Raw genomic sequence first — 21,532 nt, forward strand, 5'->3', positions numbered from 1 at the left:
CCTTTGCTGCGAGTGCGCCGCACGGGCGCGGTGAAGTCGTCTGTGTACGGTACGTCCATCGAGAGCGATCGGGCATCAGTGGAGGTCAGCGATGGCGAAATTCACCGATCTGTCATTGCTCACCGGGTGGCTTCCGGTGACGTCGACCGTTCTCGGCGTGTTTGCCGGGTTGTGGCTGCTGTTCCCCCGGTCGCGCCGGTATGTGACCGTCGCGGTGCCGATCGTGCTGCTCGCCGCGGCGGTGCTCACGGCCGCGCTGTATCTGATCGTCGAGGAGCTGTGGCGGCCGTTCCCGGACCCGATCGCGGTGTCGGTGTATGTGCTGATCGGGATCGCGATCGCCGCGGTGCTGTTCGTGGTGCCCCGGATCATGGTGCGCCGCACGGTCGTCACCGCGCTGGTGACGGTGCTCGCCGCCGTGCTGGTGCTGGTGGCGGTCGGGGTGCGGGTCAACCTGGAGTACGAGTCGTATCCGACGGTGGGCTCGGTGTTCGGGGACGACGAGGTGACGCGGATCGACGCGAGCGAGTTGACCAGGGCCGCGCAGATGGTCTCCGGCCGACCGCTGACCTCGGTGTGGACGGCGCCCGCCGGGCTGCCCGACAGCGGCCGGGTCTTCACCGCGGCCATCCCGCCGACCGCGTCCGGCTTCGCTGCCCGCGAGGCCGAGATCTACCTTCCGCCGGCCTATTTCGCCGACCCGCGCCCGCTGCTGCCGGTGCTGGTGCTGCTCGCCGGTGAGCCGGGCGCGCCCGAGGACTGGATCGTCGGCGGGCAGCTGGTGCGCACCATGGACGCGTTCGCCCGCGCGCACGGCGGGCTCGCGCCGGTGGTGGTGGTCGCCGACGGTACCGGCGGGCAGCTCGACGATCCGCTGTGCCTGGACTCCCGGCTCGGCAACGCCGCCACGTACCTGGCCGTCGACGTACCCGCCTGGACGCGCGACACGCTCCAGGTCGATCCCGATCCGCGCGCCTGGGCGGTCGGCGGGCTGTCCTACGGCGGCACCTGTGCCCTGCAACTGGCGACCAACTTCCCGCAGGTGTACCCGACGTTCCTCGATTTCTCCGGCCAGGACGAGCCGACCCTCGGCACCAGGCAGCGCACGGTCGACGCGGCCTTCGGTGGTGACGCGGAGGCGTTCGTGCGGGTCAACCCGCTCGATCTGCTGCACACGCGCACCTATCCGGATTCCGCCGGTGCGTTCGTGGTCGGCGCCGACGACGACATCTACCGCCCGCAGGTCGAGCGCATGTACGAGGCCGCGAAGGCCGCCGGGATGGACGTGCACCTCGAACTCGTGCCCGGCGGGCACAGTTTCGGGGTCTGGGCGCGGGGCCTGCGCGACCAGCTCCCGTGGCTGGCGACCCGGCTCGGCATCACCCCGTGACCGCCCGGCGACACGCGGGACACCGAACGCGGGTGTGCCGTGAGCGCGGATCAGTACAGTCCGTCGCATGACGGAGGCGAGGCAGGCGCGGCCGACGCGGCGCTCGTTCACCGAGGAACAGGTCGTCGACACCGCGCTGGCGCTGCTGGACGAGGGCGGGCCCCGGGCACTGTCCATCCGCGCGGTGGCCGGGCGGCTCGGTGTCAACCCCAACGCGGTCTACACCTATGTCGCCAGCCGCGACGCGCTCGAACGGGCGGTGATCGACCGGGTGCTCGCGGCGGTACCGCTCGGCCCGCTCGGTGACGCGGGGGTCGAGTGGACCGCCGCGGTCATCCAGTTCGCCCTCGGCCTACGCGACCAGCTGCTCGACCATCCCGCGGTGGCCTCGCTGATGATGTCGGGGCCGATGGACGGACCGGCGGCGCTGGATGTCGGTGAGGCGCTGTTCGGTTGCCTCGCCCGGGGCGGGCTGCCGCTGACGACGCGGGCGCACGGGGTGTACGCGGTGATCGTGCAGGTGCTCGGCGCGGTCGCCCTGGAAGTCGCGACCACCGACGGAAAGCCGCCGCTCGCACCGGAATCCGAGCGGATCGCGCAGCGGCGGGCCACCCTGTCCGGACTGGACTCGCAGCGCTGGCCGCGCACCGCCACGCACCTGGACGAGATCGCGGCCTGGAACTCGGTGGACCAGTTCGTCTGGGGGTTGCGCGCCTTGCTCACCGGGATGACGGCGGGCTGACGTTCCGGTGAATCACCACGGGCGGGGGACCAGGCCGGTCGACCGGCAGGCGCGGGTGATCGCGGCGTCGAGGGTTTCGCCGTGGGGGGAGAGGCTGACCAGGGCGAGGGTGTAGGTGTCGCCGAGGCGCGAGAGGTAGCCGGAGAGCTGGGTGCGGGGAAAGTCGCGGAGGCCGGGGTGGACGGCGCGGGCGGCGACGCGGTCGCAGTGGTGAGGGCCCACGGTGCGCAGGATGTCGGGCAGGGTTCCGATATTGGAGCACAGGATGTCTCGTTCGCCCGCGCCCTTGCTCAGGGCGTAGGCCCAGCGGTCGGGGATCACCTGGAGGATCTCCTCGGGCAGGCCGGCGGGGCTGGTCATCCGGCGCTGGTAGGCGGTGCGGGCCTTGTCCCGGAGGGTCGCCGGGGAGTCGGCGCGGACGATATCGATCTCGGTGACGGCGAGGTCGTTGTCGACGCGGGGCTCGTCGCGGGTGTCGACCGGGAGGCTGGCGGTGATCACCGGCTGCGGGAAACCGTTCTCCCACAGGATGTTCGCGACCAGGTGGATGAACAGGCTGTTCGGGGTGCCGTCGGTGTCGGCGGCGGTGGTGTCCCATGCGGCCGCGTCGAAGGTGAGCAGGGTGCTGTGAATCGTCCGGCCCGGTGTGGCGTCGGGGGTGGTGGTCGCGGGTGGGGTGGGGATGCCGTGGCGCAGGGCGCGGGCGGTGCCGGTGAGGATCGTCGACCACTGCGACCAGGCGTCGGCCCAGTCGGAGCGGGTCCGACCGCGCGGTGGGTCCACGGGCCGGTCTGCCGGTCCGGGCGACGCGGGCTCGGGTGTGATCGCGGGGTTCGGGCCGAGATCGCGGCTGGTCTGGGCTGAGGCGTCGCGGGGCGAGCCGCCGTTCGCGGCGAGGTGGGTCCGGGAAGAGTCGCCGTTCGCGGCGAGGTGGGCGAGGGCGGTGGCGACGGCGTGGATGAGGCCGCGGGCGTCGGCGAGGGCGTGCGAGCAGGTCAGGGCCACGACGGTGCCGCCGTCTCGCAGGGCTGCGGCCGAGAGGCGCCAGCCGGGGCCGTACCCGGGGTCCAGGTCGGTGCCGAGGGTGTCGGCCCAGGGCAGGATCGCGTCCTCGGCGAGCGGGGTGTCGGCCGGGATGGCGTGCAGGTCGAGGGGGTGGGCGCGGGTGTTCGGCTGCCAGGCGCGGCGGGCGCCCGGGACGCGGGGGCGGACGACGCGGCGGCCGAGTGGACCGGTGCGCAGCTGGTCGTGGATGGCGTGGAGGAGGGCGGGGTCCATCGGGTCGGGTATGCGCCACAGGCCCTGGAGGGCGATGGGGGTGCCCAGGCCGCGGTGGGTGCGCAGGAAGATCTCGTCGACGACGGTGAGCCGGTCCATCAGCGGCGGGCCTGGTCGGAGCGCATGGGTCGACCCTACGACACCGGGTGCCGCCGACCCCTTGCGTGAAGCGGTGAATCAGTGGTTCACTTCTTCCATGGTGTACCGCAGGACTCCCGCCGTCCAGGCTCGGCTCGACGCGCAACGCGCGCTGATCGTGCAGGCCGCCACCCGGGTGCTCTCGCGCGACGGGTTCGCCGGGCTCTCGATGGCGGCGGTCGCCGCGGAGGCGGGCATCGCCACCGGCACCGTCTACAAGCAGTTCGAGAACAAGGCCGAGCTGGTGGCCGCGGTGTTCGAGACCGTGGTGGCCCGCGAGGTCGACGCGGTGCGCGCCGCGGTCGCCCAGGGCGAGGTGCTGGCGCGGGTGAGCGCGGCGGTGGAGACCTTCGCCGGGCGCGCGCTGAAGAATCCGAAGCTGGCCTATGTGCTGCTGGCCGAGCCGGTCGACCCCGCCGTCGACGCCCAGCGCCTGGAGTTCCGCCGCGCCTTCACCGCGGCGTTCGAGAACGCCATCACCCTCGGTGTCGCCGAAGGGCAGCTGCCGCCACAGGATTCGCATCTGAGCGCGGCCGCGCTGGTCGGTGCGATCGGCGAGGTGCTGGTCGGCCCGCTGGCCGAGGCGCCGCGCGCGGAAACCGTCATCCCCGAATTGGTCGCATTCGCCGTGCGCGCACTGGGCGCGCGGCCGGAATCGTTGTAGGCGAAGGAGAGTCGGCCGTGTCGACCCATGAAGTGTTCAATCAGGTGCCCCCGCTCGTCCCCTTCGACGCCGCGCGCAACCCCGCGCTGATCGAGGGCCTGCACCGCGAGGGCGCGGGCTGGGCCGAGGCCGAGGTGCGTGAGCTCGGCGTGCTCGCCGGCGCGGTCGCCGCGCAGGAGTGGGGCAGGCTCGCCAACGAGTACCCGCCGGTGCTGCACACCCACGACCGGTGGGGTCATCGCGTCGACGAGGTCGAATTCCACCCGCACTGGCACGATCTGATGGATGTCGCGGTGCGGCACGGGCTGCACGGCTCGCCCTGGCTCGACGACCGCCCCGGCGCGCACACCGCCCGCGCGGCCAAGTTCTACACCTGGGGCGCCGCCGAGGCAGGCCATATGTGCCCTATCTCGATGACCTACGCCGTGGTCCCCGCGCTGCGCCACAACCCCGAACTCGCCGCCCGCTACGAACCGCTGCTCGGTTCGCGCACCTACGATTTCGGGCTGCGCGAACCGTCCACCAAGGCCGGGCTCATCGCGGGCATGTCGATGACGGAGAAGCAGGGCGGCTCCGACGTGCGGGCCAACACCACCACCGCCACCCCGCGGCCCGACGGCTCGTACCGCGTGGTCGGGCACAAATGGTTCACCTCCGCGCCCATGTCCGACATGTTCCTCACCCTGGCCCAGGCGCCCGGCGGCCTGTCGTGTTTCCTGCTGCCGCGCGTGCTGCCCGACGGCACCCGCAACCCGATCCGCATCCAGCGCCTCAAGGACAAGCTGGGCAACAAGTCCAACGCGTCCTCCGAGATCGAGTACGAGAACGCCACCGGCTGGCTGGTCGGCGCCGAGGGCGCCGGCGTGAAGACCATCATCGAGATGGTCAACATGACCCGCCTGGACTGTGTGATCGGCTCGGCCACCGGGATGCGAATGGGCGCCGTGGCCGCCGTGCACCACGCGCGTCACCGGAAGGCGTTCGGCGCGAAGCTGATCGACCAGCCCGCCATGCGTAATGTGCTGGCCGACCTGGTGATCGAATCCGACGCGGCCACCACGGTGATGATGCGCCTGGCCGGTGCCACCGACCGCGCGGGCAGCGATCCGGCCGAGGCCGCGCTGCGCCGGATCGCGCTGGCCATCACCAAGTACTGGGTGTGCAAGCGCGCCCCCGCCCACGCCGCCGAAGCGCTGGAATGCCTGGGCGGCAACGGCTATGCCGAGGAATCGGGGATGCCGCGGCTCTACCGCGAGGCGCCGCTGATGTCGATCTGGGAGGGCTCGGGCAATGTGGCGGCGCTGGACGCGTTGCGCGCCATGGGCCGTCAGCCGGAGACGGTCGAGGCGTACTTCGCCGAGGTCGGCCTGGCCCGTGGCGCCGACCCGCGCCTCGACGACGCCATCGACCGCGTCGGCAAGGAACTCACCGACCTGTCCGACATCGAATACCGCGCCCGCCGCGTCGTCGAACTCATGGCCCTGGTCCTGCAGGGCGCCCAACTCGTCCGCCACGGCCACCCCGCCGTCGCCGACGCCTTCTGCGCCACCCGCCTCGGCGCCGACTGGGGCATCGCCTTCGGCACCCTCCCTGTCGGCACGAACACCACCCCCATCATCGAACGCGCCTTCGTGGAGTTGTAGACGCCACACCCCCTTTCGCGCTCTGTGGGTCGTCACTGCTCGGGTTCGCGGGGCTAGGCTCGGGCGGTGGCGGCGAGTGAGGTTCTGACGGTGGGGGAACTGGCGCAGCGGGTTCCGGTGGCCGCGGTGGCGGGGCGGCGGGTGTTGCTCGGGATCGCGGGGCCGCCGGGGGCGGGGAAATCGACGTTGGCGCGGCGGTTGTGCGCGGCGCTGGGGAAGTCGGCGGTGGTGGCGCCGATGGACGGGTACCACCTGCGCAACGCGGTGTTGCGGGAGCGGGGTGCGCTGGAGCGCAAGGGGGAGCCGGATACGTTCGATGTGGCGGGGTTCGTCGCGGATCTGCGGGCGCTGCGGGAGACGCCGGTCGGTACGGCGGTGGCGTGGCCGCTGTTCGACCGGGCGATCGACGAGCCCACCGAGGGCGGGGTGGTCGTGCGCGACGAGCGGGTCGTGGTGATCGAGGGGAACTATCTGCTGCTCACCGAGGACGAGGCGCCGGGCTGGTCGGGGGTGCGCGAGCTGCTCGACGCGTGCTGGTATCTCGACGCGCCGCGCGAGGTCATCACCACCCGGCTGGTCGACCGGCACGTGCTCGGCGGCCGCACACCGGGGGCGGCGAGGAGCAAGGTGACCGACAGCGATCTGCGCAACGCCGATCTGGTGGCCCGTGGCCGGACACGGGCCGACCGGGTACTGACCGCCGCCGGCGCGGGCTACCTGCTCGGCTGACCGGCGCGGGCTCCCCGGAAACCGGCCGGTGCGGGGCAATCATGGAACGATGACGCGCCCTCGGATGGCCGCTCTGCCCGGTCATATTCTGCGTAACGGTGCGGCGGCGCTGTGCGCGCTGCTGCTGTACTACAGCGTGCCGGTGGGCTGGATCTTCGAGCTCGACTCCTGGCCCGGCCGGGTGGGCGGGGTGCTCACCTTCGTGGTCGGCGTGGTCGGGCTGGCGTGGCTGGTCTGGCGCCGGGTCGACCATTTCCTGCGCTCGCCCTCGGAGGCGAGCGGCCGCGTCGACGGGGTGCTGCTGCTGGTGTGCATCGTCTGTGTGGTGTTCGCGCTGTACTACTTCCGGCTACAGGAACAGGACCCGGACCAGTTCACCGGCCTGGTGACCCGCACCGACGCGCTCTACTACACGCTGGCCACCCTCGGCACCATCGGCTACGGCGACGTCCACGCGGTCGGGCAGGTCGCGCGCATCGCGACCATGGTGCAGGTGGTGTTCGACCTGGTGGTGCTGGGCACCTTCGTCACCATCATCACCTCCAGCGTCACCGGCCGGATCGAGGAGGCCACCGCCGCCGCCCGCGCGCACCACCCGGTCAGCGGCGATGCGCCCGATACCAGCCGATGAGCTCGTCGGTGGAGGAATCGCCGGTGGAGGCGGGCTCGCCGGGTTCGCTGAGCAGCGGGGCCAGCGCCAGCGCCTGCTGCTTGCCCAGCTCGACACCCCACTGATCGAAACTGTCGATCCCCCAGACGATGCCCTCGACGAACACCTGGTGCTCGTAGAGCGCGATCAGCTGACCCACGGTCGAGGGCGTGAGTTCCGGCGCCAGGATGGTGGTGCTGGGGCGGTTGCCCGGCATCACCTTGTGCGGCACCAGCTTCGGGTCGGTGCCCTCCGCGGCGATCTCCTCGGCGGTCTTGCCGAAGGCGAGCACCTTGGTCTGGGCGAACAGGTTGCTCATCAGGATGTCCTGCATGCTGCCGGTGCCGTCGCGGGTGGGCAGGTCGTCGGTGGAACGGGCGAAACCGAGGAAATCGGCGGGAATCAGCCGCGTGCCCTGGTGCAGGAGTTGATAGAAGGCGTGCTGGCCGTTGGTTCCCGGCTCGCCCCAGAAGATCTCGCCGGTGGAGGAGGTCACCGGGGTGCCGTCGGCGCGCACTGATTTGCCGTTGGACTCCATCGTCAATTGCTGCAGATATGCCGGGAATCGTGCCAGATCGTTCGAATACGGCAGTACCACACGGGATTCCGCGCCGAAGAAATTGGAATACCAGATACCGAGCATGGCCAGCAGGACGGGGCCGTTCTCGGCCAGCGGTGCCGTCGCGAAATGCCGGTCCACGGCGTGCATTCCGCTCAGGAACTCGGCGAACTGTTCCTTGCCGATGGTCACCATCACCGATAGGCCGATGGCGGAATCGACGGAGTAGCGTCCGCCGACCCAATCCCAGAAACCGAACATGTGCGCGGTGTCGATGCCGAACTCGGCGACCCGTTCGGCATTGGTGGAGACCGCGACGAAATGCTTGGCCACCGCGTCCTCGCCGAGCGCGGCGACCAGCCAGCGCCGGGCGGCGGTCGCGTTGGTCAGCGTCTCCAGGGTCGAGAAGGTCTTGGAGGCCACGATGAACAGCGTGGTGGCCGGGTCGAGTCCGGCGAGCTTGGCGACCAGGTCGGCCGGGTCGACATTGGAGACGAACCGGGCCTCGATCTCGGCGTCGGCGTAGTGGCGCAGCGCGCGATACACCATGTCGGGGCCCAGATCCGAGCCGCCGATCCCGATGTTGACCACGGTGCGGATGCGCTCCCCGGTGGCACCGACCCACTTGCCCGAGCGCACCGAATCGGCGAACTCGCCCATCCGGTCGAGCACCTCGTGCACCGCGGCGTCGGCGTCGGTGCCGTCGATACACAACTGGTCGCCGTCGGGTAGCCGCAGGGCGATGTGGCCGACCGCGCGGTCCTCGGAGGTGTTGATGTGCGCGCCGGAGTACATCTCGTCGCGGCGCCGCGGCACGCCCGCGGTCTCGGCGAGATCGACCAGCAGGCGCAAGGTTTCGCGGGTCACGCGGTGCTTGCTGTAGTCGATGCGCAGATCCGCCACCTGCAGGGTCAACGCACGGCCGCGCGCCGGATCGTCGGCGAACAGCTGTCGAAGGTGCACGGGCGCGACGCTGCGGTGATGGTCGTGCAGTGCCTGCCAGGCCGCCGACGCGGTGATGTCGCTGCTCACGCAAGCGAGGGTACTGGGTTTTTGGAGCGCTGGCGCGCTCGAGGTCGCGGCCCCTGGAGGGCCGCCGGTCAGGCACCGCGGCTTGCTCCTTCGTCGCGTACGCAACGGCGCCTGAACGACGGGACGGGCGCGAACCGCCGACTTCGTCGGCGATCCCTCCTCGGGGTCGGGATGTGCGGGGTTCGGTGGTGCCCGGAGCGATTGCGTCGGGCACCACCGTGGTTTGTCAGGCGCCGGTGAACTTGTCTCCCGCGATCGGGCGGGAGGGTTGGCCGTCCACGCCGACCGGGATGTCGCCCTCGAGGGTGGTGCGGTAGAGCACGCGGGTGACGTCGAGGTGGTCGAGGTCGCTGGGGGCGAGGTGGGCGGTGGCGCGGTTGTCCCAGAACGCGATGCTGCCCTTCTCCCAGCGGAACCGCACGGTGTAGGCGGGGTGGGAGAGCTCGTCGAAGAGCAGCTGCAGCAGGGCGTCGCTCTGCGGCGGGGTCAGGCCCAGGATGCGGGTGGTGAAGCCGGGATTGACGAACAGCGCGCGCTCGCCGGTCACGGGGTGCACGCGGACCACCGGGTGCTCGGTGACCAGCGGTGCGGCGGCGATCTTGCGGGCGTACTCGCTGTCGGCCTCCCACTGCGGGATCCGGCCACCGAAACGGTGCTCGGCGCGCAGGCCGTCGAGGAAGGTGCGCAGCGATTCCGGCAGCGCCGCGTAGACCGCCGCGAGGTTGGTCCACTGGGTGTCGCCGCCGATCTCCGGGGCGATCTCGGCGCGCAGGATGGAGGCCGCGGGCGGGTTGATCAGCGGGGAGACATCGGTGTGCCACTTGTTGGTGTAGCTGAACTTCTTGCGGCCGAACTTCTTCTCGTAGAGCCTGCTGTCGACGGCGAGGATCTCGGGGTGCTCGGTGGGCGCGTCGTCGTCGTACGGGTGCGAGGGGGTGACGGCGCCGAAGCGGCGGGAGAACGCGATCTGCTCGGCGTGGCCGATCTGCTGGTCGCGGAAGAACAGCACCTTGTGCCGGTGCAGCGCCTCGGTGAGCTCGCCGACCTGGGTCTCGGTGAGCTCCTCGCGCAGGTCGAGGCCGGTGACCTCGGCGCCGATGTGGCCCGCGACGGGCGCGATGGTGACGGTGCGGGTGTTCTCGATGGTGGTCATGTCGATGGTCCTTCGGGTGGAGCCGGAGTGGAAGCGAGGTGGACCCCGGTCCGGACAGGAGCTGGCGATCACCCGCATGAGGTCGATCTCGATCCGCCGGGTTCGCATCAGGCGCTGACCCGCGAATCCCGCTGGGCGAAGCGGTTGCCCACCGGGTCCAGTCCGTAGTGTCCGCGCAGGGTGGTGGATTCGTAGTCGGTGCGGAACAGGCCGCGCTCCTGCAGGATCGGCACCACCCGGTCGACGAACTCCGCCAGCCCTCCGGGCAGATACGGCGGCATGATGTTGAAGCCGTCGGCCGCGCCCGCGTCGAACCAGCGCTGCAATTCGTCGGCCACCTGCTCGGGCGTGCCCGCGAAGGTGCGGTGCCCGCGGCCACCACCGAGTTTGCCGATGAGCTGGCGCACGGTCAGGTCCTCGGTCTCGGCCAGCTCCTTGACCAGCGTGAACCGGCTCTTGCCGCCCTCGATCTCGCTCTCGGCGGGCAGCGGCGGCAGCGGGGCGTCCAGCGCGTGCGCGGTGAGGTCGACCCCGAGCATGGTGGAGAGCTGGCGCAGCGCGTAGTCGGGGGAGATGAGGTCGGTGAACTCCTGCTCGAGCGCCCTGGCCTCCTCGGCGGTGTCGGCGATGAACGGCACCAACCCCGGCAGCACCTTCAGTTCGTGCTCGGCCCGGCCGTACTTCGCCAGGCGCGACTTCAGATCGCGGGAGAAACGCACGCCCTCCTCGAGGGTGCGTTGCGCGGTGAACACGGCCTCGGCGTGCTGGGCGGCGAACTCCTTGCCCGATTCCGAGGACCCGGCCTGCACCAGCAGTGGCCTGCCCTGCGGGCCCCGCGGCGAATTGAGCGGTCCGCGCACCCGGAACCGTTCCCCGGCGTAGTCGAGGGTGTGCACCTTGGTGGGGTCGGCGAAGACACCGGTCTCGGGGTCGAGCACGATCGCCTCGGATTCCCAGCTGTCCCACAGCGCGAGCGCCACGTCGACGAACTCCGCGGCCCGTTCGTAGCGGCGCGCGTGCTCGGGGATGGCGTCGAGCCCGAAGTTGTAGGCCTCGTCGACGGTGCCGGAGGTGACGATGTTCCAGCCGGCCCGCCCGCCGCTGATGTGGTCGAGCGAGGCGAACTTGCGGGCCAGGTTGAACGGCTCGTTGTAGCTGGTCGACGCGGTGGCGATCAGCCCGATCCGCTCGGTGACCGCCGCGATGGCGGCCAGCAGCGTCACCGGCTCGAACACCGTGAGCGCATTGCGTTCGACGCGCGGGCCGACGGCGAGGGTGTCGGCGAAGAACACCGAGTCGAGCTTGCCGCGTTCGGCGATCCGGGCGACCTCCTGGAAGTGCCGCACATCGAGCACCCGGTGTTCCTCGGTGCGCGGATGCCGCCAGGCCGCCTCGTGGTGGCCGACGCCCATCAGGAAGGCATTGAGATGAAAGGTCCTGCGAGACAAGGAATTCTCCTGATCAGACGGTGGCGGCGGCGGTGCGCCAGCGGGAGAGACGGCGCTCCAGGGCGACGAGGGCGACATTGAATCCGAGGCCGATCAGCGAGATCGCCACGATCCCCGCGTACATCTGCGGGATCTGGAAGTTCTGCTGGGCGGCGGTGATCAGATAACCGAGCCCGGCCCTGGCCCCGATCATCTCGGCGGCGATGAGGACCAGGATCGACCCCGAGGCCGCCATCCGGATGCCGGTGAAGATCGAGGGCACCGCCGCGGGCAGGATCACCTTCTGGAACAGTCGCAGCGGTGAGAAGCCCAGCGACACCGCCGATTTCACCAGCAGCGGGTCCACCGTGCGCACCCCGGTGATGGTGTTGAGCAGGATCGGGAAGAAGGTGGCGTAGCCGATCAGCGCGATCTTGGAGGTCTCGCCGATCCCGAGGATGAGCACGAACACCGGCAGCAGCGCCAGGGCGGCGGTGTTGCGGAACAGCTCGAGCACCGGGTTGAGAAAGTCCGAGACCGGCTTGTACCAGGCGATGGCGATACCGGCGGGCACCGCGATCACCAGGGCGATGGAGAACCCGGTGACCGAGCGGGTGAGGCTGGCCGAGATGTGGTCGCCGAGCTGGCCGTTGGCCGCCAGCTCGAAGAACGCCTGCACGACGATCGAGAACGGCGGCAGGAACACCTCGTCCACCAGGCCGAAGCGCGGCGCGAGTTCCCAGGCGCCGAGCAGCAGCGCGAAGGCCAGCAGCGGCTTGGCGATGCGGATGAGCAGCCTGCCCGCGGTCGCGGCCGTCCGGGTGACGCTGCCGGGAACCGCGCGGGCCGGTGCCGCGGCGGGTGCGGGTGCCGGGGGGACGAGATCGGTGGGGCGGTCGAGGACCGGGACGGCGCTAGACATGGGCGGGACTCCTGTCGGTGGATGCCTCGGAGGCGGTGCTGTCCTCGGCGGCGGCGGCGAGCTCGAGCTGCTGGGCCCGGCTCACCTCGCTCTGCAGTTCGGTCCAGATCCGGTGGCGGTACTCGCGGAACTGCTCGCTGGACCGGACGTCGATATCGCCACCGCGCGCGATGTCGATATCGATGACGGCCTTGATCCGGCCCGGTCGCGAGGTGAGCACCGCGACCCGCTGGCCCAGGTAGACGGCCTCGTCGATGCCGTGGGTGATGAACAGGATGGTCTTGCCGGTGGCTTCCCAGATGCGCAGCAGTTCGTCCTGCAGCGATTCCCTGGTCTGTGCGTCGAGCGCGGCGAACGGCTCGTCCATCAGCAGCACCTCCGGGTCGAAGGCCAGGCTGCGCGCGATCGCGACCCGCTGCTTCATCCCGCCCGAGAGTTCGTGCGGATACCGGTCACCGAACCCGGTGAGGCCGACCAGTTCGAGATAGTGATCGGCGATCGCTTTGCGTTCCTTGCGCGGCACGCCTTTGGCCTCGAGCCCGAACTGGATATTGGCGCGGGCGGTGCGCCACGGCAGCAGCGCGTACTGCTGGAACACCACCCCGCGGTCGAGGCCGGGTCCGGAGATCGGGGCGCCGTCGAGCAGGATGCGGCCCGAACTCGGGGTGCTCAGCCCGCCGAGCAGGTCGAGCAGGGTGGACTTGCCCGACCCACTCGGGCCGACCAGGACCAGGAATTCCCCGGCGCCGACCTCGATGGAGATGTCGTCGATGGCGGTGAACCGCTCGGCACTGCCCCGGACGGCGAACTGCTTGCCGACGCCCTGGAGGGCGAGTTTGACTGCGGTGCTGCTCATTTCGCGGCCACCACCTCTCCGGTCGGGCCGCTCTCGGGCTGGTAGGTGCCGTTGGCGTAGGGGTTGTCCTTGTTGGTGTAGAGGTCGGCGGCGGTGATCTTGCCGCGCTCGAGTTCGCCGTTGCGTTCGAGCCAGTCGATCCAGATCTGGATCTCGCGCTCGGCGATCACCGCGCCGGGGACCGGGATGCCGGAGCTGCGCCAGTAGTCGAGCAGCTTGAGGTTCTCGTTGCGGCCGCGCTTGCTGATGATCTCGGTGAACTTGGCGACCACCTCGTCGCGCGGGGTGATCTGCAGCCAGCGGGTGGCGCGCGCGGTGCCCTGGACGAAGTCCTTCACGGCCTCGGGGTTCTGGGCGATGAAGTCCTTGCGGAAGACGTAGGTGCCGTAGTCGAACTGCCCGAAGATGTCGGTGTCGGTGAACAGCGCGTGCAGTCCACCTCGCGACACCGCGGTCTCGCGGTAGACGCTGTTGAGCGCGCCGACATCGATCTGTCCGCTGCGCAGCGCCTCCTCGGTGTTGATCGGCGGCACCACGATGAGCTGGACCTGCTTGATCTCGGCCTCGGTCAGGCCCTGCTGGTGCAGCCATTCGCGGGTGACGAACTCGTGGTGGGCGCCGAGGGTGTTGATGCCGACCTTCTTGCCGATCAGGTCACGCGCGGTCTTGATGCCCGCGTCCTCGCGCACGAAATAGCCGGTGAAGGACTTGGCGTCGGAACCGTAGGAACTCAGCACCGCCTGCACGGGCGCACCACCGGCGGCGAGCTTGACCACCGCGCCGTTGAACGCGCTGCCGAACTCGACCTGCTTGGTGGCAGCGGCCTGGATACTGGCCGGGCCGCTGGTGGTGTCGCTCTCCCACTGCAGGGCGATCGAGCTGAAATAGCCGAGATCGTCGGCCAGTTCGTAAGGGGTGACCAGGCCGGTCTGCCCCTGGTAGCGCAACACGGTCTTGCCGTCGGCGGTCGTCGGCGTGTCGGAGGCGCCGCACGCGGTGACCACCGCGAGGGCGGCGGGAACGACGAGCGCGGCGGCGAGCGCACGCAGCGGACGTCGTCGGAAGAAGGTGGACAGCATGGTTGGCGAATCTTTCGATGGCGTGCGCGATCGCGCCGCGTGCCGGAAGAAGGCACGCCGCGACGATCCGCACGGAACGGAATTACAGGGAGAGAAGAAGAACAGGCTGGGCGACGCGCAGACGGTCGCCGGGAGATCAGCGGCGACAGCACCCGGGCGACAGGCGCATCAGGTCCACCGTCCTGCGGCGGACGAGCGCGAGGGTGTCGGTCATGTCGGGACTTTCCTGCCGGGGGATCGGCGAATGATTCGCCGTCTCGAATTCCTATGGTGCGGTGCGTGATACGGGTTCGGCAATATTGTTTTCACATCGTGGAAATCACGGTGCGCCGAATTCGGTAGCGGCGGCGGCGTGGAAATACGGGCCGATCCGCACCGCGATCTGATGCATGGCGGGCACCACGGCGCGCACCAGATCGTGATCCAGGCGCACCGCCCGCGCCTGCACGCCCAGCGCGCCCCACACCTGCTTGTCCGGGCCGAGCACGGGCACGGCGATGGCGCGGATCGGTGCCTCGCTGTCGATCTCCTCGACCGCGAAACCGCGCCTGCGCACGGTGTCGAACAGTTCGCGGCGCTCGGCGCCGGTGGCGGTGTGGGCCAGCAGCGCGTGCCCGACCGCGCTGCTGTGCAGTGGGCTGCGTTCGCGGGGAATCTGGTTGTGGCAGAACGAGACCGGCGGACGCGCCTGGAAGACGGTGAGGGCTTCGTCGTCGTCGGGCACGCTCAGGCTGACGGTGATCTTGATGCCGGCGGCCAGCGCGTAGAGATGCGGTGCGGCGGCGTCGAGCCCGAGCCGTGAGAGCGCGGGCCGGGCCAGGCAGGCCAGTCCGTGCCCGATCCGGTAGCGGTCGGTGGCGGTGTCCTGTTCGAGCAGCCTGCCGCGCACCAGCGCCTGCGCCAGCCGGAAGGTGGTGCTCACCGGCAGCCCGGCGCGCTGGGCGAGCTCGCTCAGCGACAGCTCCGGATCGCCGCCCTGGAAGCAGTTGAGGACATGGACGGCACGGTCGACGGCGCGGGCCCCGGAACGGGGAACTTCGGTGGCGGTCATGGGCGGCTCCTTCTGGGCGAAGTGCCGTGAACTATCCGCGACGCGCACCCCGGCCCGCAATGGTTCGCCCACCGCTGAGCCGAACTCCCCGCAGGTCAGTCCTGGGCGTCGTCCTCGGCGGGCCGCGGCGCCACCGCCCCCGACACCCGGATCACCCCGGCGTCGAGATCCAGATCGACCCGCGGCCGATGCCCCTGCCCGTCACTGTCCCCACTGCCGTCGTTCTGCAGCTTCTGCCCGGGAAACAGCTCACCCATGATGCCCACTCCTCCACCATAACCACGTCACACGGGCTGGGGCAGGAGGCCGGTGGTGACGAAGCCGGTGATGTAGCGGTGCAGGAGGGGGGTGTCGACGCGGGGGCAGGTGACCTCGGTGCCCGCCAGGGCGGTGCGGGTGGTTTCGTCGTCGATGACGAGGTCGCCGCCGCCTGCGCCTAGGTAGTTCTCGGCGATGAGGGCGGCGCGCATGAGGTCGGCGTGGTCGCCGATGCGGTCGGCGAGGCGGTGGGCGGCGTCCTCGACGGCGACGGTGTCGACGGGGTAGCCCTGGTCGCGCAGGACGTCGAGGATAGCCGCGACGGGGGTGGGTTCGCGGTTGACCAGGTGGTAGACCTCGCCGGCGGGGTGGCGGGCGGTGGCCAGGGCGACGATGGCGCGGGCGACGTAGTCGACCGGGGCCAGGGTCACCTTCGCCTCGCCGATCTCGGGGGCCACGCCCAGGTGGGCGGCCGAGCGGATGAGGGTCCAGAAGGCGTCGTCGCTGTTCACAGTGCCGTTGGTGGTGGCGCCCGAGACCAGGCCGGGACGGTGCACGGCCACCGGCAGGCCGCGCCGGGCGGCGGCGAGCACGAGCTGTTCGGCGACCCACTTGCCCGCCATGTACCCGTTGCGGGGTACCTCGGCGGCGGTGATGGCGGCGGCCTCGGTGACGATGCCGGTGTGTTCGATGCCGACCGCGGCGTTCACCGTGGACACGAAGTGCAGCGTCTTCACCCGGGTGGTCACCGCGAGCCGCAGCACCTCCACGGTGCCGCCGATATTGGCCGGGCGCAGCACCTCGTACGGTTCGAGGTGGTTCACCCGGGCGCCGTTGTGGTAGATCACCTCGATCTGCCCGGCAAGGCTGGCCCAGTCGTCCTCGGACAGGCCCAGGCGCGGGGCGGCCAGGTCACCGGGCAGGGGGACCACCCGCTCGCGCAGGTCCGCGGTGTCCAGGCCGAAGCGGTCCATGGTCGCGGCCAGGCGCTGGTGGCCCGCCTCGATGTCGTCGGCGCGCACCAGGCACCAGATCCGGGCGTCGGTGCTGTCGAGCAGTTCGCGCAGCAGGTGGATGCCGACGAAGCCGGTCCCCCCGGTCAGCAGGGCCGTCGCCGAACCGGCGGGTTCGTGCGCGGGCACGAGCAGTTCGGGGTCGAGGCGGGCGTCGGTCTCGAGCATCTCGATCCAGCGTCCGTCGGCCGCCTCGGCGGCCCCGGCGGACAGGGCCGCGGTGATCCCGCGCGGGGTGGCGGCCTCGAAGAGCGTGCGGGCCTCGACGTCGAGGCCAAGGCGCTGGGCGAGTTCGGTGCGCAGACCGAATACCAGCAGCGAGGTGCCACCGAGGTCGAAGAAGTTGTCGTCGACGGCGACCGAGTCCAGGCCGAGCACATCGGCGAACACCTGGGCGACGGCCAGTTCGCGCACGCTCGGGTGGTGGTCGGCGGTGTCCGCGCCGGGCGCCGCCGTTTCAGTGATGCGGTGGCGTGGCAGTGTGAGCGCCGGGTCGCGCAGCTCGGCGACGGTCGCCTCGGGACGGGCGGCGACCACGCGCAGGACCCGCAGGTACTGCTCGGCGAATTCCGCGACGGTCGCCGCGTCGAACAGGTCGGTGGCGTAGCGCAGGCTCGCGGTGAAGCCGTGGCCGGGGCGTTCGCGCAGGGTGAGCGCGAGGTCGAAGTGGGTGGTGGCCTGCGGGAGCTCGAGCAGGTCGACGGCGAGGTCACCGAGCGCGAGATCCCCGGTGGCGGGCAGGTTCTCGAAGGAGAACACCGCCTGGAACAAGGGATTGCGGGTGTCGTCGCGCGGCGGGTTCACCGCCTCGACGATGTGGTCGAAGGGGACATCGCCGTGCTCGAGCGCGGCGAGGGTCACCGCGCGGGAGCGGGCGAGCAGCGCGGTGAAGGACTCGTCCGGGTCAACGGTGGTGCGCAAGGGCAGGGTGTTGACGAACATGCCGACCAGGCCGTCGAGCGACGGGTGCCCGCGTCCCGCGACCGGGGTGCCGACGGTGATGTCGTGGCTGCCCGAGAGCTGGTGCAGGAGAACGGCGAAGGCCGCGTGGCCCGCCATGTGGGCGGTGGCCTGGTGCTCGCGCGCGAGGGTGGTCAGCGCGGTGGCGGTGGCGGCGTCGACGGTGAAGTCGATCGCGGCGCCCGCGCCGTCGGTGCCTGCGGTGCGGACCCGGTCGACCGGCAGGGTCAGCCGGTCGGGTGCGTCGGCGAGGGTGCGGACCCAGTGGTCGAGCTGGCGTGCGGCCAGGGAGGTGGGATCGGTGCGGTCGCCGAGCCGGTCGAGCTGCCACATCGTGTAGTCGGCGTATTGCAGCGGCAGCGGCTCCCAGTCGGGGGTGCGCCGATTCGTCAGTGCCGCATAGGCCAGCGACAGGTCCGCGACGAGCGGGCCGTGCGACCAGCCGTCGGCGGCGATGTGGTGGGCGACCAGCGCCAGCACGTGGTCCTCGGCGCCCAGCCGCCACAGGGTCAGCCGGAACGGGATGTCGGTGGTGACGTCGAAGGGGGCGGCCACCAGCGCGGCGAGCGCGTCGGCCAGGTCGTCCTCGGTGAGCGCGATCGGCGCGAAGTCGTGACCGGCCAGCGCCGCGTCGACATCGAGAATGCGTGGGCGAGGCCCGGATTCGTGCGCGGGGTAGATGGTGCGCAGCACCTCGTGTCGCCGGACCACCGCGCGCACCGCGCCCACGAGCGCGTCGTGGTCGAGGTCGCCGCGCAATCGCAGCGCGAGGGGCAGGTGGTAGGCGGCCGACTCGCGGTAGAGCTGGTTGAGCAGCCACATCCGGGTCTGCGCGGGCGCGAGCGAAAGATGCTGGGGCCGTGGGCCCGCCACGGGTGCGGCGGTGGTGCCGGTCTCGGCGAGTCCGGCGGCCAGTGCGGCCACCGTGGGCGCGTCGAAGACGGCCCGCACGGAGACACCGAGCCGGGCGGCGACCTGGGTGGCGGTGAGCGAGGTGCCGCCGAGGTCGAAGAAGTCGTCCTCGGCCCCGACCTGCTCGGCGCCGAGGACCTCGGCGAAGGCCGCCGCGACCGCGTGTTCGGCCGCGGTGCCCGGTGCCCGGAATACGGTGCGGCCGAAGTCGGGTGCGGGCAGCTTGCGGGTGTCGAGCTTGCCGTTGGGGGTCAGCGGCAGGGTGTCCAGGACGACGTAGGCACTCGGCCTCAGGTAGGCGGGCAGCAGTTCGGCGATCCGGTCGCGCACCTCGGCGGTGTCGACGGAATGGCCGGGCGCGGGCACGAGGTAGCCGACCAGGTGGGCGCCGCGCCGGTCGGTGTGCGCGGTGACCACGGCGCGGGCGACCCCGGGCAGTCCGGCCAGGGTTGTCTCGATCTCGCCGGGTTCGATGCGGTGCCCGCGCACCTTGATCTGGAAGTCGCTGCGGCCGTGATAGATCAGCTCGGGGTCCGGGCCCGCGGTGAGCGTCACCAGATCGCCGGTGCGGTACAGGCGCCCACCCGCAGGACCGAACGGGTCGGCGACGAAGCGCGCCGCGGTGAGCGCGTGCCTGCGGTGGTAGCCACGCGCCAGGGCGGGGCCGCCGACGTAGAGCTCGCCGATCGCGCCGGGCGGCACCGGACGCAGCGCGGCATCGAGCACCACGGCGTGGAAACCGCGCAGCGGGGCGCCGATGGTGACCGGCGTGCCCGGGGTGAGTTCGGCGATGGTGGCGATGTCGGTGGCCTCGGTGGGTCCGTACCCGTTGCGCATCAACCGGTTCGGCGACCACGCGTCGACCAGGTCGGCGCGGATGGCCTCGCCGCCGACACCGAGCACCGCCAGATCCGGCAGCGCGGCCGGGTCGAGGGTGGCCAGCACGGCCGGGGTGATGATCGCGTTGGTGACACGCTCGCGGCGCATCAGATCCGACAGGTCGGGCCCCGCCATCACATAGCGGGACGCGACGACCAGGGTCGCCGCCCCGGCCAGCCCGCACAGGATCTCGCCGACGGCCATGTCGAAACCGGGGGAGGCGTGGTGCAGGGTGCGCGCGTACGGGCCCAGGTCGTAGCGGTCACGGCGTTCGGCGGCGAGGTTGGCGAGACCGCCGTGGGTCACCAGCACGCCCTTGGGCAGTCCGGTGGAGCCGCTGGTGTAGATGAGGTAGGCCGGGTGGTCGACGCGCAGCGCGGCGGGCCGGTCGGCATCGGTGACCGGATCGGCGCGGTGGCCCGCGGTGGTCGCGGGTTCGTCGAGCGGCAGCCACTGGATCGTGTCGGGCAGCGAGGCGCGGTGCGCGCCGGTGGTGACGCCGAGGGCGGCACCGCAGTCGCCGAGGATGTGGGCGATGCGCTCCGGCGGATAGTTCGGGTCGATCGGGACGAACCCGGCACCGGCCTTGGTGATCGCCCAGACCGCCGCGACCGACTCGGCCGAGCGCTCCACCGCCATCGCGACCAGGGTCTCGGGCCCGGCGCCCGCGGCCAGCAGCGCACGGGCCAGCCGGGTGGTCTCGGCGTCGAACTCGCGGTAGGTCCAGCGCCGGTCGCCGTGGACGATCGCGACACCGTCCGGATTGGTGGCGACCGCGGTCTCGATCAGGGCGGCCAGGGTCGACGGCGTGACCGGCTCGGCGCCGCGCCACGGGACCAGCTGTGCGGTCTCGGCATCGGTGAGCAGCGGCAGCGCGCTGACCGGGGTCGCCGGGTCGGCGGAGGCGAAAGCGGTGAGGAAACGCAGGAACCGGCGCAGATGGGCGTCGAGTTCGTCGGCGCGGTAGCGGTGGCGGTTGGCCTCGAGGTCGATGCGCAGCCGCCCTGCCGCGCCGGGGTACAGGTTCAGCGCGAGGTCCTCGACCGGGCCGGTGGACAGCACGTGCAGGGTGCCGTGCGCGGCGCCGAAGCTCACCTCGGGCTGGAAGTTCATGATGTTGACGGCCGGGCCGAAGCCCAGCGAGCGCATCGAGCGGCCCGCGTCGCGCCACATGTCCGCGCCGCGATAGCGCTGATGACGCAGTGCGCCGGTCAGCCTCGCGCGCGCCGCGGTCACGGCGTTGCCGACGGTGCCGTCGACCGGGCAGTGCAGCGGCACGATGGTGGAGGTCATGCCCGCGCATCCGCGCAGCGCGGCGGTGGTGCGCGCGGTCATCGGCAGGCTCAGCGAGACGGCGCCGGTGCCGGTCATCCTGGCCAGGTAGGCGGCGAAGGCGGCCACGATGATCGGGGCGTTGCCCGGACCGTCGGCGCGTTCGCGCAGCGCGGTCACCAGGGTGGCGGGCAGGTCCGCGCCGGTCAGTCGCGGCAGCGGGTCGGGATCGCCGGCGCGGGCGGCCAGGGTGACCGGTTCGGGCAGCTCGGCGAGCTGGGCGCGCCAGTACTCGCGGTCGGTCCCGAACCGGCGCGAGGCGCGATAGTCCAGGTCGGCGGCGGCCAGCAGCGACGGCGAGTCGACAGTGTCGCGCGGCGGCTCGATGCCCTCGACCAGGGCGGCGTAGTGCAGGGCCAGGCGTTCGTGCACGCGCAGGCCGCCGAAACCGTCGAGGGCGATGTGATGGGCGCGGGTGTAGAGGAAACGACGGTCGTCACCGACGAGCAGAATCGTGGTGTACATCGGCGGATCGACCGTGACATCGAGGGGCGTCTGCTGGTCGGCGCGCATCCACGCCAGCGCGGCGGCCTCGGGGTCGGCCTGCTCGCGCAGGTCGATCACCTCGATCTCGTCGCGGACCGCCGGATCGTGGATCTGCCCGGGTTCGCCGTCGACGACCACGAAGCGCTGATGCATGCCCAGATCCCGGCCGGTACGCCGCGCCGCCTCCTGGTGGGCGACCAGATCCAGCGGCCCGGTGAGGTCGACGTACTGGGCGATGGTGAGCGGCACCTCACCCAGCAACTGCTGGGCGAACCAGACCTCCCGCTGTGCCGCGCTGAGCGGCCGGACTTCCTGCGCGGGGCCGAACGAACTCATGGTGCCACTGCCCTTCAGACGAAACATGCAGAATGAAGGTTAGC

At 71.3% G+C, this 21,532-nt stretch carries 17 protein-coding genes; 7 read left to right on the plus strand and 10 right to left on the minus strand.

All coding sequences use genetic code 11. From position 1 onward, the window contains the following. The first annotated feature begins 91 nt into the window (after positions 1 to 91). Positions 92 to 1,390, plus strand: a complete 1,299-nt coding sequence (locus ACWEMY_RS10530; protein ID WP_452389769.1) for an alpha/beta hydrolase — start codon at positions 92 to 94, stop codon at positions 1,388 to 1,390. Positions 1,391 to 1,457: 67 nt separating this feature from the next. Beyond that, the gene (locus ACWEMY_RS10535; RefSeq protein WP_452389770.1) at positions 1,458 to 2,132 is read left to right on the plus strand and encodes a TetR/AcrR family transcriptional regulator; all 675 of its coding nucleotides are present in this window, start codon (positions 1,458 to 1,460) and stop codon (positions 2,130 to 2,132) included. 12 nt (positions 2,133 to 2,144) lie between these two features. Here the strand turns inward: ACWEMY_RS10535 and ACWEMY_RS10540 are convergent, their stop codons facing one another. Beyond that, positions 2,145 to 3,509 (minus strand): hypothetical protein, encoded by a 1,365-nt coding sequence (locus ACWEMY_RS10540; protein WP_452389771.1) that lies wholly within the window; start codon positions 3,507 to 3,509, stop codon positions 2,145 to 2,147. 97 nt (positions 3,510 to 3,606) lie between these two features. On the opposite strand from ACWEMY_RS10540, the gene ACWEMY_RS10545 reads away from it, so the two are divergent. The 4 genes from ACWEMY_RS10545 to ACWEMY_RS10560 all read left to right on the plus strand — a co-directional run bounded on the left by ACWEMY_RS10545 (position 3,607) and on the right by ACWEMY_RS10560 (position 7,215). After that, positions 3,607 to 4,212: a TetR/AcrR family transcriptional regulator gene (locus ACWEMY_RS10545; RefSeq protein ID WP_375930076.1), complete on the plus strand. Its 606-nt coding sequence runs from the start codon at positions 3,607 to 3,609 to the stop codon at positions 4,210 to 4,212. Positions 4,213 to 4,229: 17 nt separating this feature from the next. Continuing rightward, positions 4,230 to 5,855, plus strand: coding sequence for an acyl-CoA dehydrogenase family protein (locus ACWEMY_RS10550; RefSeq protein WP_375930075.1), 1,626 nt, complete (start codon positions 4,230 to 4,232; stop codon positions 5,853 to 5,855). Between the two features lie 66 nt (positions 5,856 to 5,921). Beyond that, positions 5,922 to 6,584, plus strand: a complete 663-nt coding sequence (locus ACWEMY_RS10555; RefSeq protein ID WP_452389772.1) for a nucleoside/nucleotide kinase family protein — start codon at positions 5,922 to 5,924, stop codon at positions 6,582 to 6,584. 49 nt (positions 6,585 to 6,633) lie between these two features. Continuing rightward, the gene (locus ACWEMY_RS10560) at positions 6,634 to 7,215 is read left to right on the plus strand and encodes a potassium channel family protein (RefSeq protein WP_375930073.1); all 582 of its coding nucleotides are present in this window, start codon (positions 6,634 to 6,636) and stop codon (positions 7,213 to 7,215) included. On the opposite strand, the gene pgi is transcribed toward ACWEMY_RS10560, so the two are convergent. The 6 genes from pgi to ACWEMY_RS10590 form a co-directional block, all read right to left on the minus strand. Then, positions 7,184 to 8,824 carry a glucose-6-phosphate isomerase gene (gene pgi / locus ACWEMY_RS10565; RefSeq protein WP_452389773.1) on the minus strand — a complete coding sequence of 547 codons (1,641 nt, stop codon included), beginning with the start codon at positions 8,822 to 8,824 and terminating at the stop codon, positions 7,184 to 7,186. The two genes, ACWEMY_RS10560 and pgi, sit on opposite strands and share 32 nt — an antisense overlap. 226 nt (positions 8,825 to 9,050) lie before the next feature. After that, the gene (locus tag ACWEMY_RS10570) at positions 9,051 to 9,977 is read right to left on the minus strand and encodes a TauD/TfdA dioxygenase family protein (protein WP_452389774.1); all 927 of its coding nucleotides are present in this window, start codon (positions 9,975 to 9,977) and stop codon (positions 9,051 to 9,053) included. Positions 9,978 to 10,084: 107 nt separating this feature from the next. Continuing rightward, positions 10,085 to 11,425 (minus strand): LLM class flavin-dependent oxidoreductase, encoded by a 1,341-nt coding sequence (locus tag ACWEMY_RS10575; protein WP_452389775.1) that lies wholly within the window; start codon positions 11,423 to 11,425, stop codon positions 10,085 to 10,087. Between the two features lie 13 nt (positions 11,426 to 11,438). After that, positions 11,439 to 12,326: an ABC transporter permease gene (locus tag ACWEMY_RS10580; RefSeq protein ID WP_452389776.1), complete on the minus strand. Its 888-nt coding sequence runs from the start codon at positions 12,324 to 12,326 to the stop codon at positions 11,439 to 11,441. Further along, positions 12,319 to 13,182: an ABC transporter ATP-binding protein gene (locus tag ACWEMY_RS10585; RefSeq protein WP_452389777.1), complete on the minus strand. Its 864-nt coding sequence runs from the start codon at positions 13,180 to 13,182 to the stop codon at positions 12,319 to 12,321. The genes ACWEMY_RS10580 and ACWEMY_RS10585 overlap by 8 nt, the downstream gene beginning before the upstream one ends. After that, complete coding sequence (locus ACWEMY_RS10590; RefSeq protein WP_452389778.1) at positions 13,179 to 14,261, minus strand: ABC transporter substrate-binding protein; 1,083 nt, start codon at positions 14,259 to 14,261, stop codon at positions 13,179 to 13,181. Before ACWEMY_RS10590 ends, ACWEMY_RS10585 begins: the two co-directional genes overlap by 4 nt. On the opposite strand from ACWEMY_RS10590, the gene ACWEMY_RS10595 reads away from it, so the two are divergent. Then, on the plus strand, positions 14,260 to 14,544 hold the full coding sequence (locus ACWEMY_RS10595) for a hypothetical protein (RefSeq protein ID WP_452389779.1): 285 nt from the start codon (positions 14,260 to 14,262) through the stop codon (positions 14,542 to 14,544). The two genes, ACWEMY_RS10590 and ACWEMY_RS10595, sit on opposite strands and share 2 nt — an antisense overlap. A gap of 36 nt (positions 14,545 to 14,580) precedes the next feature. On the opposite strand, the gene ACWEMY_RS10600 is transcribed toward ACWEMY_RS10595, so the two are convergent. From ACWEMY_RS10600 to ACWEMY_RS10610, 3 genes are all read right to left on the minus strand, one after another. Beyond that, positions 14,581 to 15,312 (minus strand): IclR family transcriptional regulator, encoded by a 732-nt coding sequence (locus ACWEMY_RS10600; protein ID WP_452389780.1) that lies wholly within the window; start codon positions 15,310 to 15,312, stop codon positions 14,581 to 14,583. Positions 15,313 to 15,407: 95 nt separating this feature from the next. After that, positions 15,408 to 15,569, minus strand: a complete 162-nt coding sequence (locus ACWEMY_RS10605; RefSeq protein ID WP_452389781.1) for a hypothetical protein — start codon at positions 15,567 to 15,569, stop codon at positions 15,408 to 15,410. 27 nt (positions 15,570 to 15,596) lie between these two features. Then, complete coding sequence (locus ACWEMY_RS10610) at positions 15,597 to 21,515, minus strand: amino acid adenylation domain-containing protein (RefSeq protein ID WP_452389782.1); 5,919 nt, start codon at positions 21,513 to 21,515, stop codon at positions 15,597 to 15,599. Positions 21,516 to 21,532: the final 17 nt, after the last annotated feature.

It is taken from the genome of Nocardia sp. NPDC004415 (assembly GCF_053602435.1).

Excerpts from the sequence above, each read along its gene's own strand:
- ACWEMY_RS10530 (WP_452389769.1), top strand. The coding sequence starts at position 92 with ATGGCGAAATTCACCGATCTGTCATTGCTCACCGGGTGGCTTCCGGTG.
- ACWEMY_RS10535 (WP_452389770.1), top strand. The coding sequence starts at position 1,458 with ATGACGGAGGCGAGGCAGGCGCGGCCGACGCGGCGCTCGTTCACCGAG.
- ACWEMY_RS10540 (WP_452389771.1), bottom strand. The coding sequence starts at position 3,509 with ATGGACCGGCTCACCGTCGTCGACGAGATCTTCCTGCGCACCCACCGC.
- ACWEMY_RS10545 (WP_375930076.1), top strand. The coding sequence starts at position 3,607 with ATGGTGTACCGCAGGACTCCCGCCGTCCAGGCTCGGCTCGACGCGCAA.
- ACWEMY_RS10560 (WP_375930073.1), top strand. The coding sequence starts at position 6,634 with ATGACGCGCCCTCGGATGGCCGCTCTGCCCGGTCATATTCTGCGTAAC.
- ACWEMY_RS10570 (WP_452389774.1), bottom strand. The coding sequence starts at position 9,977 with ATGACCACCATCGAGAACACCCGCACCGTCACCATCGCGCCCGTCGCG.
- ACWEMY_RS10580 (WP_452389776.1), bottom strand. The coding sequence starts at position 12,326 with ATGTCTAGCGCCGTCCCGGTCCTCGACCGCCCCACCGATCTCGTCCCC.
- ACWEMY_RS10585 (WP_452389777.1), bottom strand. The coding sequence starts at position 13,182 with ATGAGCAGCACCGCAGTCAAACTCGCCCTCCAGGGCGTCGGCAAGCAG.
- ACWEMY_RS10595 (WP_452389779.1), top strand. The coding sequence starts at position 14,260 with ATGGTTGGCGAATCTTTCGATGGCGTGCGCGATCGCGCCGCGTGCCGG.
- ACWEMY_RS10590 (WP_452389778.1), bottom strand. The coding sequence starts at position 14,261 with ATGCTGTCCACCTTCTTCCGACGACGTCCGCTGCGTGCGCTCGCCGCC.
- ACWEMY_RS10600 (WP_452389780.1), bottom strand. The coding sequence starts at position 15,312 with ATGACCGCCACCGAAGTTCCCCGTTCCGGGGCCCGCGCCGTCGACCGT.
- ACWEMY_RS10605 (WP_452389781.1), bottom strand. The coding sequence starts at position 15,569 with ATGGGTGAGCTGTTTCCCGGGCAGAAGCTGCAGAACGACGGCAGTGGG.
- ACWEMY_RS10610 (WP_452389782.1), bottom strand. The coding sequence starts at position 21,515 with ATGTTTCGTCTGAAGGGCAGTGGCACCATGAGTTCGTTCGGCCCCGCG.